The sequence below is a fragment of the Pseudonocardia benzenivorans CB1190 genome (genome assembly GCF_000196675.2).
Lineage (GTDB): Bacteria > Actinomycetota > Actinomycetes > Mycobacteriales > Pseudonocardiaceae > Pseudonocardia > Pseudonocardia benzenivorans.
The window spans coordinates 1,518,615-1,534,348 of record NC_015312.1 but is presented as its reverse complement, the minus strand read 5'-3'; the positions used below and the strand labels follow the sequence as shown (position 1 = coordinate 1,534,348).

The window sequence follows — 15,734 nt, the reverse complement described above, 5'->3', positions numbered from 1 at the left end:
CGCTACCGTCCCCGGGGTCGTGAGTGGCAGTGGTCGCCCTAGCGACTATCGCCACTCACAGGGACCGGAGGGCCTCCCGATACCGCTCGACCGACGCGAGCTTGATGTCCTCGTAGCCGCGGATCATGTCGGGGAGACCCGCGATCTGCACGGCGCGCGGGAGGGTGTCGGCGCAGAGGTCGCGCAGGAGGCCGGTCACCGTCGAGCGGTACTCCTCGATCAGCGAGCGCTCCACCCGGCGGACCTCCGCGAGGCCGAACGGGTCGAACCTGGTGCCGCGCAGCCGACGCATGGCCCGCAGCGTGCGGAACGCGGGGCCGGCGGTGCGGCGCAACGCGATCTTGCGGTTCATCCCGAGGGCCCGCAGCACCGGCGGGTGCAGCTTGTACGCGACGCGCGCCCCGGTCCCGAACTGCTCCTCCACCGACGCGGTGAGCGCGGGATCGAGGCTGAGCCGGGCGACCTCGTACTCGTCCTTGTAGGCCATCAGCTTGTGGAGGTTGGTCGCGACCGCCTCGGCGAGTGCCGTCGAGCCCGGGACCGCGGCGTCCTCGGCGACGCGTACCCGTTCGACGTCCGCCACGTACTGCGCCGCGTAGGACGCCGACTGGTAGTCGGTGAGCTCCGGCACTCGGATGCCGACGATGCGCGCCAGCTCGGAGTCGGCGGGCGCCCCGAGGCCCGGCACCCGGACGGGGTGCGGCGCCGCGGTCTCGACCGGCGCGAGGACCCGGTCCAGCGCGGCCGGGTCGGCGACGGCCTGCCGGCCCCGGCGGAACGCCTGGACGTTGGCGGCGACGGCCGCGCCGTTGAGCTCGATGGCCCGCTCGATCGCGGCGGCGGGCACGGGCAGCGCGCCCATCTGGTAGCCCGCGCCGACGAGGATCATGTTGGCGTACTGGTCGTCGCCGAACAGCTGCTCGGCCAGCCCACGGGCGTCGAGGTAGGTGCCGGCGCGGACGCTGTCGGCGATGCGCCGGACGACCCCGTCGACCTGCGGGAACCCGACGGAGGTGTCGGTGACCATCGCGCCGGTCGGGACCTGCGTCGTCGAGACGACCGCGACCGTCCGCGCCGGGTCGGTGACGGCGAGCTGGGTCTGGTCGGCGGCGACGAGGAGGTCGGCCCCGAGGTAGAGGTCGCACTCGCGGTCGGCGAGCTTGCCCGCCGCCGCCACCTCGGACGCGGTGATCCGCAGGTCGGAGACGACGGCGCCACCCTTCTGCGCCAGGCCGGTCTGGTCGAGCCCGCGGACCTCGCGCCCGGCGATCACAGCGGCCGTCGCGAGGATCTGGGCCACGGTGACGACGCCAGTGCCGCCGACGCCCGCGAGCCGTACGGTGACGTCGGTCCGCCCCGTCGGGGCCGGGTCGGGCAGTGCCGCCGCGGCCAGGTGCGGCGCCGCCTCCCTGCTGAGCGAACCGGGCACGACGGACAGGAACGACGGGCAGTCCCCGGCGAGGCAGGAGAAGTCGAGGTTGCACGACGACTGGTGGATTCGGGTCTTGCGGCCGAACTCGGTCTCGACGGGCTGCACCGACAGGCAGTTGGACTTCTGCCCGCAGTCGCCACAGCCCTCGCAGACCCGCTCGTTGATCATGACCCGGGTCGCGGGGGTGGCAGCCTTGCCGCGCTTGCGCTTGCGCCGCTTCTCGGCCGCGCACTCCTGGTCGTGGATCAGGACGGTGACGCCGGGGATCGTCGCCAGCAGCCGCTGGGCCTCCTCCAGCCGGTCGCGGTGCCACACCTCGACCCCGGGGGCGAGCGTGACGCCGCGGTACCGGGAGGGCTCGTCGGTGGTGACGATCGTCCGGGCCACGCCCTCGACCGCGAGCAACCGGGTGATGGCCGGGACGCCGAGCGCACCGACGGCGTCCTGTCCGCCGGTCATGGCGACGGTCCCGTTGTGCAGCAGCTTGTAGGTGATGTTCACCCCCGCGGCGACGGCCGCGCGGATGGCGAGCGAGCCCGAGTGGTGGAACGTGCCGTCGCCGAGGTTCTGGACGAGGTGCCCGGCCTCGACGAACGGCGACATCCCGATCCACTGGGTGCCCTCGCCGCCCATCTGGGTCAGCCCGACGACCTCGCCGACCTGCTCGGGGTCCATGAGCAGCACCATCGTGTGGCAGCCGATGCCGGCCGCGAGCAGGGAGTCCTCGGGCGGGGCGGTCGAGGTGTTGTGCGGGCAGCCGGAGCAGAAGTACGGGGTGCGGGTCGTCGCGAGCGGCAGCATGACGGGCCCGCGCCGGGCGGGACGGCGAGCCTCCCGCCAGGCCACGACCGACGGCAGGTCGTGCAGGACCGTCGCGAGGCCGGTGGCGACCGCGTCGGAGCCGAGCTCGCCGTGCGGCGCGAACAGCTCCTTGCCCCGCACGGCGGGCGCGTCGGAACGGCCGTAGAGGATCTCCTTGACGGCGGTCTCGAGGAACGCCCGCTTCTCCTCGACGACGACGATCTCGCGGAGCCCGGCGGCGAACTCGCGCACGATCCCGGGCTCGACGGGATGCACCATCCCGAGCTTGAGCAGCCGGACGCCGCGGCGGCGCAGCTCGTCGTCGTCGAGTCCGAGGGCGTCGAGGGCGTGCCGCAGGTCGAGCCAGGTCTTGCCGGCGGCGACGATGCCGATCCGGTCGTCGCCGGTGCGGACGGGGATCCGGTTGAGGCCGTTGGCGGCGGCGTAGCGCAGGGCGGCCTCGGTGCGGGCGCCGTGCAGGTCGCGCTCCAGCGGTCCGAGGGTGGGCTGCAGCAGCCGGCCGGTGACGGTGTGCCGGAAATCGGTCGGCGACGGCATCACGGGTCGGATCCCGAAGCGGTCGACGTGGACGGTCGCCGACCCGTCGGCGACGGCCGTCGTCATCTTCATGCCGGCCCACAGGCCGCTGGCCCGGGAGAGCGCGACGCCGTGCAGCCCGAGCTCGACGACCTCGCCCGGGTCGGCCGGGTAGAGCACCGGGACGGCGAGGTCGGCGAACGTCATCTCCGACGTGCACGGCACGCTCGACGACTTCGCGGCCGGGTCGTCCCCCACGACGGCGAGCACGCCGCCCGTGCGGTGGGTGCCCATGAGGTTGGCGTGCCGGATCGCGTCGCTGGCGCGGTCGAGTCCCGGCGCCTTGCCGTACCAGACCCCGACGACACCGTCGTGGCGCAGCCCGCCGGCCACGGCGGCGAGCTGCGAGCCCTGCACTGCGGTGGCGGCGGCCTCCTCGTTGAGACCGGGGGTGAAGACGACGCCGTGCTCGTCGAGCAGCCTGCGGCGGCGGCCGAGCTCCAGGTCGAGCCCGGCGAGCGGGGAGCCCTCGTAGCCCGAGACGAACGTCCGGGTGTCGAGGCCCGCGGCACGGTCGTGGCGGTGCTGCTGCAGCAGCAACCGGACGAGCGCCTGCACGCCGGTCATGTGTACGACGCCGTCCTCGGCGACGTAGCGGTCGTCGAGGGAGTAGGCGCGGGCAGGCGCCGGCGTCTCCGTCGGGCCGGGTTCGACGATCGTCACCGTTGCCTCCTCGCGTAGTCACGGATGGCGCGACGCTAGGAACAGACTGAGCAATCGTCCAGAGTCGATCCCGGTTGACCGGGCCATCGGTACAGTGCCGAGCGCCAGATGCCGGAAGAGGAAGGCCAACGGACCATGACCCTCGACGAGCTCGACCGGTCGCTGCTGCTGCTCCTGCTCGAGCACCCGCGCGCCGGGCTGCGCGAGCACGCCCGCACCCTCGGAGTGGCACGAGGGACGGTCGCGGCGCGGTTCCTGCGGCTGCAGGAGGCCGGGGTGATCTCGGGGCTGGCGCCGGCCGTCGAGCCGCGCGCGTTCGGCTACTCGATGCTCGCCTTCATCCACCTCGACCTCACCCAGGGCTACCTCGACTCCGTGGTCGAGGACCTCACCGCGATCCCCGAGGTCATCGAGGCCTACACGGTCACCGGCGACGGCGACCTGCTGTGTCACGTCGTCGCGCGGGACACGACCGAGCTCGAACACGTCATCCAACGGCTGATCGCGGTGCCGGGGGTCGTGCGGACCCGCTCCCAGATGGCCCTGACCCGGCGCATCCCGCACCGCACGCTTCCGCTCGTGCGGGCCGGGCGGTGGGCGCCGACCCGCACCCGCTGACCCGGGCCGCCCGGCCCTTGCGACCCCACGGGACCGGCGTTAGGTTCCTAACGTCGTGATCGCGGCCACGCGCACGGGCCCGCGGCTGACGCACCCTGTGAGCGGCAATCGTCGCTGTAGCGACCATTGCCGCTCACAGTGTCGAGGACGAGGGGGTCCGCATGGGATCGATGATCGGCGCGGCGGTCGTCCGCAAGGAGGACCCGGCCCTGCTCACCGGACGCGGCACCTATGTCGACGACGTCCGGCTCCCCGGCACCGTCCACATGGTCTACGTGCGCAGCTACCTCGCGCACGCGCGGATCGTCTCGATCGACACCAGCGAGGCCGTGGCCACGCCCGGAGTCCTCGGGGTGTGGACCAACGCCGACCTGCCGGGGCTCCCACCCAACCGGTCGGTGCCCGGCATGGAGCGCCCCTGCCTGGCCCGCGACAAGGTGCGGTTCGTCGGCGAGCCGGTGGCCGTCGTCGTCGCGGCCGACCGCTACGCCGCCGCCGACGCGGCCGAGGCCGTCCTCGTCGAGTACGAGGAGCTGCCGGTCATGGCGAGCATCGCGGCCGCGACGGCCGACGGCGCCGTCCCGATCATCGACGGGCTGGAGTCCAACGTCGTCCTCGAGCAGGTGCTCTCGGCCACCGACGCCGAGGCCGAGCTCGCCGCCGCGCCGCACCGGCTCTCGATCCACCTCAAGAACCAGCGCTGCGCCGCGGTCCCGATGGAACCGACGGTGTGCCTCGCCGACTGGCAGGCCTCCGGCCTCACGCTCTGGGCGACGACACAGACCCCGCACCACTCCCGCAACGAGCTCGCCGCGATGTTCGGCCTCTCGCAGCAGGAGGTGCGGGTCGTCGCGCCCGACGTCGGCGGCGGGTTCGGCGCCAAGGCGTCGTTCTACCCCGAGTTCATCCTCACCGCGGAGCTGTCCAAGCGGCTGCGGCGTCCGGTGAAGTTCGTCGAGACCCGCAGCGAGAACATGATCTCGATGGTCCACGGCCGGGCCCAGGAGCACGACGTCGAGGTCGGCTTCGACGACGACGGGACGCTCCTCGCGCTGCGCGTGCGGATCACCCAGGACTGCGGCGGCTGGCCCGACGCCACCGGCATCGGCCTGCCGACGCTCACGTCGTTCATGTCGGGCGGCTGCTACAAGATTCCGGTCATCGCGCCGAGCTTCCGGTCGGTCGTCACCAACACCACGCCGGTCGGCTCCTACCGCGGCGCGGGACGGCCCGAGGCGTCGTTCATGATCGAGCGGGTCGTCGACCACGTGGCCGCCGAGCTGGGGCTCGACCCCCTGGAGGTTCGCCGGCGCAACTTCGTCCAGGCCGACGAGATGCCGTTCGCGACCCAGTTCGAGGGCATCGTCTACGACGAGGCGAACTTCCCCGGCGCCCTCGACAAGCTGCTGACCGTCATCGACTACGACGCCCTGCGCGCCGACCGGGCGGCCCGCCGCGACGACCCCTCGAAGCCGTTGCTGGGCATCGGGTTCTCGACCTTCGTCGAGATGGGCGGCTTCGGACCGACGCCGCTGTTCGAGCAGTTCGGCTACGTCGGCGGGTGGGAGTCGGCGAACGTGCGGCTCAACTCCGACGGGTCCGCGGTGATCAAGGTCGGCACCTCCCCGCACGGGCAGGGCCACCAGACCGCGTTCGCCCAGATCGTCGCCGACGAGCTGTCGATCCCGTTCGAGCGCATCAGCCTCGTCCACGGCGACACCGCCACCGTCCAGGAGGGCATCGGGACGATGGGCAGCCGCGGCGCGCCCGTCGGCGGCTCGGCGGTGTTCCAGGCCGCGGGCAAGGTGCGCGCCAAGGCGATGAAGATCGCCGCGCACATGCTGGAGGCCGACGAGTCCGACCTCGAGCTCGTCGACGGCCGGTTCCGGGTGAAGGGCACACCCGACCAGGGCGTGTCGATGGCGGAGGTCGCGGTGCGGTCGTTCAAGCCGCACCTGCTGCCCGACGGCTTCGACCTCGGCCTCGACGAGACCGCCTACTTCGAGCCGAAGAACCTCTCCTACCCGTCCGGCGCGCACTGCTGCGTCGTCGAGATCGACCGCGACACCGGCTTCGTGAAGGTCGCCCGCTACGTCGCCGTCGACGACTGCGGGACCGTCATCAACCCGCTGATGGCGACCGGGCAGATCCACGGCGGCGTCGCGCAGGGCATCGCCCAGGCGCTGCTCGAGGAGGTCCGCTACGGCGCCGACGGCCAGCCCGCGACGGGAACCCTCGTCGACTACACGCTGCCGTCGGCGATGGACCTCCCCCGCTACGAGACCGACCACATCGTCACCCCGACGAGCTTCAACCCGCTGGGCGCCAAGGGTCTCGGCGAGTCCGGCGCCACCGCGGCGCCGCAGGCCGTCGTGAACGCGGTCGTCGACGCGCTCGGCCACCTCGGGGTCCGCGACGTCGAGATGCCGTGCACCCCGCAGAAGGTCTGGCGCATCCTGCAGTCGGCCGGAGAGGACCGGAGCTGACATGTCCCACCACAAGATCCGCGTCACCGTCAACGGCGCGACGAGCGAGGACGAGGTCGAGGCGCGGCTGCTGCTGGTGCACTACCTGCGCGACGTGCGCGGGCTGACCGGCACCCACGTCGGCTGCGACACCTCCAACTGCGGCGCCTGCACGGTGCTGCTGAACGGACGGACCGTGAAGTCCTGCTCGGTGCTGGCCGTCGCCGCCGACGGCGCCGACGTCCTCACCGTCGAGGGGCTCGCCGCCGACGGCGAGATGTCCCCCGTGCAGCAAGGATTCCAGCAGTGCCACGGCCTGCAGTGCGGCTACTGCACCCCGGGCATGGTCATGGCCGCGACCGGTCTGCTGCTGGATAACCCCGACCCCGGCGAGGACGAGGTGCGCGAGGGCATCGAGGGCAACCTCTGCCGCTGCACCGGCTACTCGATGATCGTCGACTCGGTGCGCTGGGCGGCCTCGCACGGCGGTGCCGGTGAGGTCGCGGCCCGGCACGCCACCTCTTGAGTTCTCACCAACCCACACGGAGGTGCCGATGCCCGCAGTGCTGCGCGGCCTCGACGGCAAGAACGTCCTGATCACCGGCGCGGGCAAGGGCCAGGGTGCGAGCCACGCCCGGGCGTTCGCCGAGGCGGGTGCCAACGTCGCCGCGCTCGACATCACCGAGCCGATCCACGACATCTACCCGCTCGCGACCGAGGCGATGCTCCTCGAGACCGTCGAGGAGGTCGAGACGCGCGGCGGCCGTGCCATCGCGCTGCCCTGCGACCTGCGCGACGTCGACCAGGTCGAGGCCGCGGTCTCGAAGGCACTGGGGTTCTTCGACAACCGCATCGACGTGCTCGTCTGCAACGCGGGCGTCGCGGCGCTGGACTCCATCCAGGACATGCGCCCGCACGTCATGGACGCCGTGATCGACACCATCGTCAAGGGCCACATGTACGCCGCGAAGTTCGTGGTGCCCAACATGATCGGCCGCCGGGCCGGGAAGATCGTCAACATCTCCTCCGGCGTCACCGGTTCCGGACACGCGATGCTGTCGCACTACGTCGCGGCCAAGCATGCGATCGAGGGCCTCACCACGGCGTGGGCGTTCGAGCTGGCCGAGTTCGGGATCAACGTCAACTGCGTCGCCCCGGCGACGATCAAGCCCGGCGAGGGCCGCGGCTCCGGCATGGTGCTGGGGTTGGCGGGCGAGGTCGACATGACCCCCGACGCCGCGTACGAGATGTTCTCCGCCGCAGGCAACATGCCCGGCGAGAAGTGGCGCACGGAGGCCCGGCACATCACCGACGCGGTGCTGTTCCTCGCCTCCGACAACGCCGACCAGATCACCGGCACCGTACTGCGGGTCGACGCCGGACAAGGAGCGAAGTGAGCAGAGTTCTCATCACCGGGGCCGCATCGGGCATCGGTGCGGGCACCGCGGAGTTGCTGGCCGGGCAGGGCTGGGGCGTCGTCGGGGCCGACCTCAAGCCCGCCGACGGCATCCTCGAGCTCGACGCCGCCGACGAGCGCGACTGGGACCGGGTCCTCGACGAAGCGGGTCCCGTCGACGCGCTCGTCAACTGTGCCGGGTTCCGCAGCCGGGCGCCGCTCGTCGACCTCGAGGTCGAGGAGTGGGACCGGATGATGACCGTGCACGTGCGCGGCACGTTCCTCGGCATCCGCGGCTGCGCCCGGCGCTGGCTGGCCGCGGGGACGCCGGGTGCCGTCGTCGCCATCGCGTCCGTCACGGCCACGCACGCCGTCGCCGGGCAGCCGCACTACGTCGCGGCCAAGGCCGGCATCGCGGGCCTGGTGCGGGCCGCCGCCGTCGAGCTCGCACCGTCCAACATCCGCGTCAACGCCATCGCCCCGGGCATCATCGCCACCCCGATGACCGCCGACCGCCTCGGCGACCCCGCGCAGCGCGGCTGGCTGGAGAACCGGGTCCCCGCAGGCGAGCACGGCGAGGTCTCCGACATCGCGGGCGCCGCCGCCTACCTGATCTCCGACGCCGCCCGGTACGTCAACGGCGTCCTCCTGCCCGTCGACGGGGCCTGGAGCGCCTGCTGAGGGTGCGCGGCCCTGCGCCGCAGCCCCCTGCGCCGCAGCCCCCTGCGCCCCTGCAGGAACGGCACTTTCCCGCAACCGGGTTGCGGGAAAGTGCCGTTCCTGCAGCTCGGGAGACCCGGACCGCGGACCGCCCGGCGCGCTGGGGTTGACCCGGGTCTCCAGGGGCAAAAGGATGCGGCACATGCAGTTGCTCCCCGGGGTGCGGTCCGTCGTCGTTCCGACCGACCGGCTGGAGGTGCACCTCGTCGAGTACGGGCCGGAGGAGGGCGTGCCCGTCGTCATGCTGCACGGCAACCTCTCGACCGGCCGGTTCTTCGAGCACCTCTTCCCCGGCGCGCCGCAGGGCTACCGGATCATCGCGCCGGACATGCGCTGCTTCGGCGACACCGAGCGCCTCCCGCTCGACGCGACCCGCGGCCTCGCCGACTGGGCCGACGACGTCGCCGCCCTCCTGCGGGCGCTGCGCGTCGAGCGGCCCGTCCACCTCCTCGGCTGGTCGACGGCGGGCGCCGCGATCGTTGACTTCGCGAGCGCGCACCCCGTCACGTCCCTGACGTTCCTCGACCCGGTGTCGCCCTACGGGTTCGGCGGCGTCCTCGCCGACGGCACGCCGTGCTTCCCCGACTTCGCCGGGTCCGGCGGCGGCATCGTCAACCCCGAGGTCGTACGCCGGCTCGCCGAGGGCGACGACACCACCGAGAGCCCGTTCTCGATCCGCTCGGTCATGCGTGGCAGCTACTGGCTGGAGTCGCACTCGGAGCCGCGCGAGGACCTGCTCGTCGCCGAGGTGCTCAAGACCGTCACCGGCGACGACAACTACCCCGGCGACTCCGTCGCGTCCCCGAACTGGCCCGGCAGCGCGCCCGGCACCACCGGGATCATCAACGCCCTGTCGCCGAAGTACTGCAACTGGACGCGCGTGGTCGACCTCGACCCGAAGCCGCCGGTGCTGTGGACGCACGGGGCCGAGGACACCGTCGTCGCCGACGCCTCGATGCAGGACCTCGGAACCCTCGGTGAGCTCGGCTACGTGCCCGGCTGGCCGGGTGCCGACGTCTTCCCCTCGCAGCCGATGGTCTCCCAGATCCGCGAGGTGCTCGGGCGCTACGCCGCAGCGGGCGGGCACGTCCGCACCGAGATCCTCCCCGGCGCCGGGCACAGCCCGCACATCGAGCTGCCGGAGCTGTGGTCGGGTGTTTTCTGGGACTTCGTCGGCGCCGCGGAACGCGGCTGACTCGTCCGTCCGGGTGAGAGCCCGACGGGAACCGCGGCCGCGGGACGAGGTAGGGACGTGCATCGCGACGAGCAGGTCCGGCCCGATCCGGGCCTCGCGCTGCTCGCGTTGTACGACACCGCACTACCGGAGGTCTACGGCTATCTGCTCGCCCGCTGCCGGCGCCGCGCACTGGCCGAGGACCTCACCGCGGAGACGTTCCTGGCCGCGGTGCAGGAGTGCCGGCGCACGACCGCCGGCGGGCCCGTCGTGGATCCGACGACGGGCTGGCTGATCGGCATCGCCCGGCACAAGCTCGCCGACCACTGGCGCGCGCTCGCCCGCGAGGAGCGCGGGCTGCGCGCCGTCGCCGAGCACCACGAGGCCGGGACCGACCCGTGGGACGACGAGCTCGACGCCCTGCTCGCCCGCGAGGTGCTGGACGAGCAGAGCCCGCTGCACCGCGCGGCGCTGACCCTGCGCTACCTCGACGGCCTGCCCGTCGGCGAGGTCGCCGGCGTGCTCGGCCGCAGCCGACGGGCCACCGAGTCCGTCCTGGCCAGGGCGCGCACCGCGTTCCGGCACACGTATCTGCGACGCACGGGAGGCGATCCGGCATGAACGACCCGCTGGACGCCCTCCGCGAACCCGTCACGCCGGTCGATCCCGACCCGGCCTTCGCCGCGCGGCTGCGCGCCCGCCTCGAGCGGGCGGTGCTCGCCGCGCCGGGCCCTCAGGAGGAGCCCATGACCAGCACGATCTCTCGTGGCACCGCACTCGCCCTGCACTCGGTCACCCCGTACCTCGCGGTGCCCGACGCCACGGCCGCGGTCGACTTCTACGTCGACGCGTTCGGGGCCGTCCGGCGCGGTGAGCCGATCGTCATGCCCGACGGCCGGATCGGCCACGCCGAGGTCGCGATCGGCGACAGTGTGCTGATGCTGGCCGAGCCGTTCCCCGAGCTCGGGGTCGTCGCCCCGCGCGACGGCGAGGCGACCGTCTCGATGCGGCTGGAGGTGTCGGACCCGGACGCCGTCGTCGACCGCGCGGTGGCACTCGGTGCGCGGCTGGAGCGGCCCGTCGGCGACTCCCCGTACGGGCGCGGGGGCGTCGTCCTCGACCCGGCCGGGCACCGCTGGATGGTCTCCCGCGAACCCGCCGCCGGCGCTGCGCTGCAGGTCGGTGACGTCGGCTACGCCTCGCTGTGGCGTCGCGACGTCGACGCGGCCGACCGGTTCTACGCCGCCGTCCTGGGCTGGACGACCGAGGGCGCCCGCGACGGCCACGCCCGCCGGGTCGTCGGGGTGGGCCAGGAGCTCGGGATGTACGGCGGGCAGGACGCGGCCACGACGATGTGCGCGTACGCCGTCGACGACGTCGACGAGACCGTCGCGCTGGTCCGGGCCGCGGGCGGCAGCGCCGAGGAACCGCTCGACGAGCCCTGGGGTCGCACCGCCACGTGCGCCGACGACCAGGGCCTGCCGTTCGCGGTGTTCGCCGCGGGACGCCAGAACGTCCGGCCCGACACGACGCGGCCAGGGACGCTCACCTACCTGACGATCGAGGTGCCCGACGCGGGCCGGGCCCGGGCGTTCTACGGCACCGTGCTCGGGTGGCGCTTCGGCCCGGGCCGGGTGCCGGACGGCTGGCACGTGCGCAGCGCGTCCGGCGACGAGACATCGCCGATGACCGGGCTGCACGGCGGCCACGACGCGGCGCAGGTCGTGCCGATGTTCGTCGTCGAGGACGTGGCGGGCGCCGTCGCGGCGGTGCGGGCAGCCGGTGGCACGGCCGACGACCCGGCCGACGCCGGGTACGGCGTCTCGGCCCGCTGCACCGACGACCAGGGCGCGGCGTTCTGGCTGGTCCGGTACTGAGCCGACCGGGCCCGCGGAGGGCGGCCTACCTCGCCGCGCACAGGCCGATCGGTACCGACCGTTCGTCGGACCACCGGGCCCGGCGGCGCCGACGACGCGAGAGTTCGTCGCACGGTGACGACCTTCGATCTCTTCACTCGTCCGGCGTCACTCAGCCCGGTGATCAGAAAGCTACGATCCGCGACGTGCCAGTGTTGCGCGACGTCGGCTCGTTGGTCTCCGAGTGGTCCGCCCGCCGGACGCTGCGACGCCTGATCGACCAGTTCGGGCTCCCCGGTCTGGCCGCCGCCCGCCGGTCCCCCGGGCTCGGCGCCGCACTCGACCAGCACGTCGCCGCGGTGCGCGACATGCTCGACGACCGGCCGGGCTTCCGGTCCGCGGTGCTCACCCGCGTCGACTCCCGCGACCGCGCGGTGCGCCTCGCCGCGTACGCGCGCGGCCTCGTCGACGAGCAGTGCCGCGGCGGCGGGTCGGTCGCCGTGCCCGCCGACGGCCGCTGGGAGCACGCCGACTGGGTCGCGTTGCGGCTGCTCGCGATCTGCCATCTCGGTCGCGAGGTCGCCCGCCGGGCCTGACCCACCGTGATCAGCACGTCGTGGCCTGCCCACGCCGAAATGCGTCGATACGCCTCGACAGGTTGACGCGTTTTGATCACGTCCATAGGCTCCTTCGGTACCCCTACCGCGAGGAGTCTGCGATGGCGGTACCACCTCCCGACCAGAAGGCGCTGGCCGCGGCCGCCGCCCGATACGGTCTCTCCCTCTCCCCTGCCGACCTCGACTCGTTCCAACCCTTCGTGCACGGGCTGCTCGCCTCGTGGGACGCGGTCGAGGAGCTCTACTCCGCGACCGCGCCCGCTGTGCCGCAACGGTCCTGGCAGCGGCCCGACGACGCCGACAACCCCTACAACGCCTGGTACGTCACCACCGAGATCCGGGGCGCCGCCGACGGGCCGCTCGCCGGGCGCACCGTCGCGATCAAGGACAACACCGCCGTGGCGGGCGTGCCGATGATGAACGGCTCCAAGACCGTCGAGGGCTTCGTCCCGAGGCGCGACGCCACGATCGTCACCCGGTTGCTCGCCGCCGGCGCGACGATCGCGGGCAAGGCCGTCTGCGAGGACCTCTGCTTCTCCGGCGGGTCGCACACCTCCCGCACCGGCCCCGTCCGCAACCCGTGGGACGAGACGCGATCGGCGGGCGGGTCGTCCAGCGGCAGCGCGGCGCTCGTCGCGAGCGGCGTCGTCGACCTCGCGACGGGCGGCGACCAGGGCGGGTCGGTGCGCATCCCGGCCGCCTACAGCGGGATCGTCGGGCACAAGCCGACGCACGGGCTCGTGCCCTACACCGGCGCGTTCCCGATCGAACAGACCATCGACCATCTCGGACCGATGACGCGCACCGTCGCCGACGCCGCGCTGGTCCTCGACGTGATCGCCGGTCCCGACGGGCTCGACCCGCGCCAGCCCGCGGGCCTGGTCACCGACGACTACTCCGGCGCGCTCGCCCGGTCCGCGGCCGGGCTGCGCGTGGGCGTCGTCTCCGAGGGCTTCGGCCACGCCAACTCCGACCCGGGTGTCGACGCGACCGTCCGCGCCGCCGTCGACATCCTGCGCGAGGCCGGCCTGGACGCCGAGGACGTCTCCGTGCCGTGGCACCTGCACGGCGCCCGTATCTGGGACGTCATCGCCACCGAGGGCGCGGCCGCGCAGATGGTCGAGGCCAACGGCTACGGCATGAACTGGCAGGGCGAGTACGACCCGGAGCTCATCGCGCACTACGGCAGGCAGTGGCGCGCCCGGCCCGACGAGTTCTCCGAGACCGTCAAGTTCGTGCTGCTCGCCGGCGGCTACGGCCTCGCCTCCGAGCACGGCAGGCACTACGCGATGGCCCGCAACCTCGCGGTCGACCTGCGCCGGGCCTACGACGAGGCGCTGCAGCGCTACGACGTCCTCGTCATGCCGACGCTGCCGATGACCGCCTCGACCATCCCCGGCCCCGACGCGCCGCGCGAGGAGATCATCACCCGGGCGCTGGAGATGATCGGCAACACCTGCGTCACCGACGTCACCGGCCACCCGGCGACGTCCGTGCCCGCCGGGCTGTCCGGGGGCCTGCCGGTCGGGATGATGATCATCGGCCGGATGTTCGAGGACGCCACACCGCTGCGCGTCGCCCACACGTTCGAGCAGGCCGTCGGGGGTTTCCCGGCCCCCACGGCCGCGACCACGGGGAGCCAGGCATGAACGGCGTGCACGACCTCGGGGGCACCGACGGCCTCGGCCCGGTCCCCGTCGAGGAGGAGGAACCGGTCTTCCACGCGGAGTGGGAGAAGGCCGCGTTCGGCATGTTCTCGATGCCGTTCCGGGCCGGGTTCTTCGGCGTCGACCAGTTCCGGTTCGGCATCGAACAGATGCATCCCGCGATCTACCTGCTCTCGCCCTACTACGAACACTGGGCGCACACCGTCGAGCACTTCGGCGTCGAGAAGGGTGTGCTCGATCCCGCCGACATCGAGGAGCGCACCAGGTACTACCTCGAGAACCCCGACGCGCCGCTGCCGCAGCGCTCCGACCCCGACCTCCTGGCGTTCGTCGACGGCGTCGTGAAGGCCGGTGCTTCGGCCGCCAGGGAGTCGGACAAGAAGGCGGCGTACGCCGTCGGCGACCGGGTCAGGGTGCTCGGCTCCAGCCCGCTGGGGCACACCCGCCGCGCCCGGTACATCCGCGGCAGGACCGGCGAGATCGTGCTGGCCCACGGCACGTTCATCTATCCCGACAGCGCGGGGAACGGGGGCGGGGACGCCCCCGAGCACGTCTACACCGTGCGGTTCACCAACTCCGAACTGTGGGGCGAGGAGACCGCCGAGCCGAACGGCTTCGTCTACTTCGACGTCTGGGAGCCCTACATCGTCCCGGCCGCCGGCACCGAAGGGAGCGCCGCATGAGCACCACGCCGACCCGTCCGCCGACCGTCCGCCAACCGACCGTCCGCACCCAGGAGGAGATCGCCGCCAGGGTCAAGGCGCTCGAGGCCATCATGATCGAGAAGGGGATCATGACGACCGAGGCGGTCGACCGGCTCGCGGAGATCTACGAGAACGAGGTCGGGCCGCAGCTGGGCGCGGCCGTCGTCGCCAAGGCGTGGACCGACCCCGACTTCCGCGAACGGCTGCTGCGCGACGGCACCGCGACCTGCCGGGAGCTGGGCATCGGCGGCCTGCAGGGCGAGGACATGGTCGTCGTCGAGAACACCGACACCGTCCACAACGTCATCGTCTGCACGCTGTGCTCGTGCTACCCGTGGCCGGTGCTCGGACTGCCGCCCAACTGGTACAAGGGCCCGCAGTACCGCTCGCGCATCGTCCGCGAACCGCGCAAGGTGCTGCGCGAGGACTTCGGGCTCGACCTGCCCGAGTCGGTCGAGGTGCGGGTGTGGGACTCGTCGTCGGAGATGCGGTACTGGGTGCTCCCGCTGCGCCCGGCCGGCACCGAGGGCATGGACGAGCAGGCCCTCGCCGCCCTCGTCACCCGCGACTCGATGATCGGCACCGGCGTGGTGCCGGCGCCGTGACGGGCTTCCGGCCCGACGCGACGGAGCTCGGCGACGCGCGCCGCCGCGTCGAGGCGCTGGTCGCCGAGCTGCCCTCGCGGCCCGGGGAGGAGCCGTTCGCGGAGCCGTGGGAGCTGCGGGCCTTCGCGATGGCCGTCGCGGCCTACCACAACGGACAGTACGAGTGGTCGGAGTTCCAGCTGTCGCTCATCGAGTCGATCCGGCGTTGGGAGGCCGAGGGCGGCGACCCCGACGCGGCGCCGTGGTCGTACTACGAGCACTGGCTCACCGCGCTGGAGACCGTGCTCGCGGGCAACGGCGTGCTCTCCGAGGCGGCGCTCGACGAGCGCACCCGCGAGGTCCTCGCGACCCCGAGGGCGCGCAACCATCACGAGCCGCACTACGAGCCCGTGGCGGTGGACCCGGCCCGCTGACCCTGC

At 73.0% G+C, this 15,734-nt stretch carries 14 protein-coding genes; 13 read left to right on the top strand and 1 reads right to left on the bottom strand.

The features are described from left to right. Positions 1-55: 55 nt before the first annotated feature. Entirely contained in the window at positions 56-3,493 is a 3,438-nt protein-coding gene (locus PSED_RS07440; RefSeq protein WP_013673637.1) for an indolepyruvate ferredoxin oxidoreductase family protein, read from the bottom strand. A 135-nt stretch (positions 3,494-3,628) separates the two neighbouring features. Here PSED_RS07440 and PSED_RS07435 point away from each other — a divergent pair, with 135 nt between their 5' ends. The 13 genes from PSED_RS07435 to PSED_RS07370 all read left to right on the top strand — a co-directional run bounded on the left by PSED_RS07435 (position 3,629) and on the right by PSED_RS07370 (position 15,728). After that, on the top strand, positions 3,629-4,111 hold the full coding sequence (locus PSED_RS07435; protein ID WP_013673636.1) for an Lrp/AsnC family transcriptional regulator: 483 nt from the start codon (positions 3,629-3,631) through the stop codon (positions 4,109-4,111). Between the two features lie 161 nt (positions 4,112-4,272). Continuing rightward, on the top strand, positions 4,273-6,597 hold the full coding sequence (locus PSED_RS07430; protein ID WP_013673635.1) for a xanthine dehydrogenase family protein molybdopterin-binding subunit: 2,325 nt from the start codon (positions 4,273-4,275) through the stop codon (positions 6,595-6,597). 1 nt (position 6,598) lies between these two features. Then, complete coding sequence (locus PSED_RS07425) at positions 6,599-7,102, top strand: (2Fe-2S)-binding protein (RefSeq protein WP_013673634.1); 504 nt, start codon at positions 6,599-6,601, stop codon at positions 7,100-7,102. A gap of 28 nt (positions 7,103-7,130) precedes the next feature. After that, on the top strand, positions 7,131-7,973 hold the full coding sequence (locus PSED_RS07420; RefSeq protein ID WP_013673633.1) for an SDR family NAD(P)-dependent oxidoreductase: 843 nt from the start codon (positions 7,131-7,133) through the stop codon (positions 7,971-7,973). Beyond that, positions 7,970-8,653 (top strand): SDR family NAD(P)-dependent oxidoreductase, encoded by a 684-nt coding sequence (locus PSED_RS07415; protein ID WP_013673632.1) that lies wholly within the window; start codon positions 7,970-7,972, stop codon positions 8,651-8,653. The genes PSED_RS07420 and PSED_RS07415 overlap by 4 nt, the downstream gene beginning before the upstream one ends. 181 nt (positions 8,654-8,834) lie before the next feature. Continuing rightward, the gene (locus PSED_RS07410; RefSeq protein ID WP_013673631.1) at positions 8,835-9,887 is read left to right on the top strand and encodes an alpha/beta hydrolase; all 1,053 of its coding nucleotides are present in this window, start codon (positions 8,835-8,837) and stop codon (positions 9,885-9,887) included. A 57-nt stretch (positions 9,888-9,944) separates the two neighbouring features. Further along, a complete protein-coding gene (locus PSED_RS07405) occupies positions 9,945-10,487 on the top strand; it encodes an RNA polymerase sigma factor (protein WP_013673630.1) in 543 nt (180 codons plus the stop codon). Next, complete coding sequence (locus PSED_RS07400) at positions 10,484-11,743, top strand: VOC family protein (RefSeq protein WP_013673629.1); 1,260 nt, start codon at positions 10,484-10,486, stop codon at positions 11,741-11,743. The genes PSED_RS07405 and PSED_RS07400 overlap by 4 nt, the downstream gene beginning before the upstream one ends. Before the next feature lie 185 nt (positions 11,744-11,928). Then, positions 11,929-12,318 carry a DUF6401 family natural product biosynthesis protein gene (locus PSED_RS07390; protein WP_013673628.1) on the top strand — a complete coding sequence of 130 codons (390 nt, stop codon included), beginning with the start codon at positions 11,929-11,931 and terminating at the stop codon, positions 12,316-12,318. 122 nt (positions 12,319-12,440) lie between these two features. Continuing rightward, the gene (locus PSED_RS07385; RefSeq protein ID WP_013673627.1) at positions 12,441-13,988 is read left to right on the top strand and encodes an amidase; all 1,548 of its coding nucleotides are present in this window, start codon (positions 12,441-12,443) and stop codon (positions 13,986-13,988) included. Then, positions 13,985-14,689 carry a nitrile hydratase subunit beta gene (nthB, locus tag PSED_RS07380; protein WP_013673626.1) on the top strand — a complete coding sequence of 235 codons (705 nt, stop codon included), beginning with the start codon at positions 13,985-13,987 and terminating at the stop codon, positions 14,687-14,689. The genes PSED_RS07385 and nthB overlap by 4 nt, the downstream gene beginning before the upstream one ends. Then, positions 14,686-15,315 carry a nitrile hydratase subunit alpha gene (gene nthA / locus PSED_RS07375; protein WP_013673625.1) on the top strand — a complete coding sequence of 210 codons (630 nt, stop codon included), beginning with the start codon at positions 14,686-14,688 and terminating at the stop codon, positions 15,313-15,315. The genes nthB and nthA overlap by 4 nt, the downstream gene beginning before the upstream one ends. Beyond that, complete coding sequence (locus tag PSED_RS07370) at positions 15,312-15,728, top strand: nitrile hydratase accessory protein (RefSeq protein ID WP_013673624.1); 417 nt, start codon at positions 15,312-15,314, stop codon at positions 15,726-15,728. The genes nthA and PSED_RS07370 overlap by 4 nt, the downstream gene beginning before the upstream one ends. Positions 15,729-15,734: the final 6 nt, after the last annotated feature.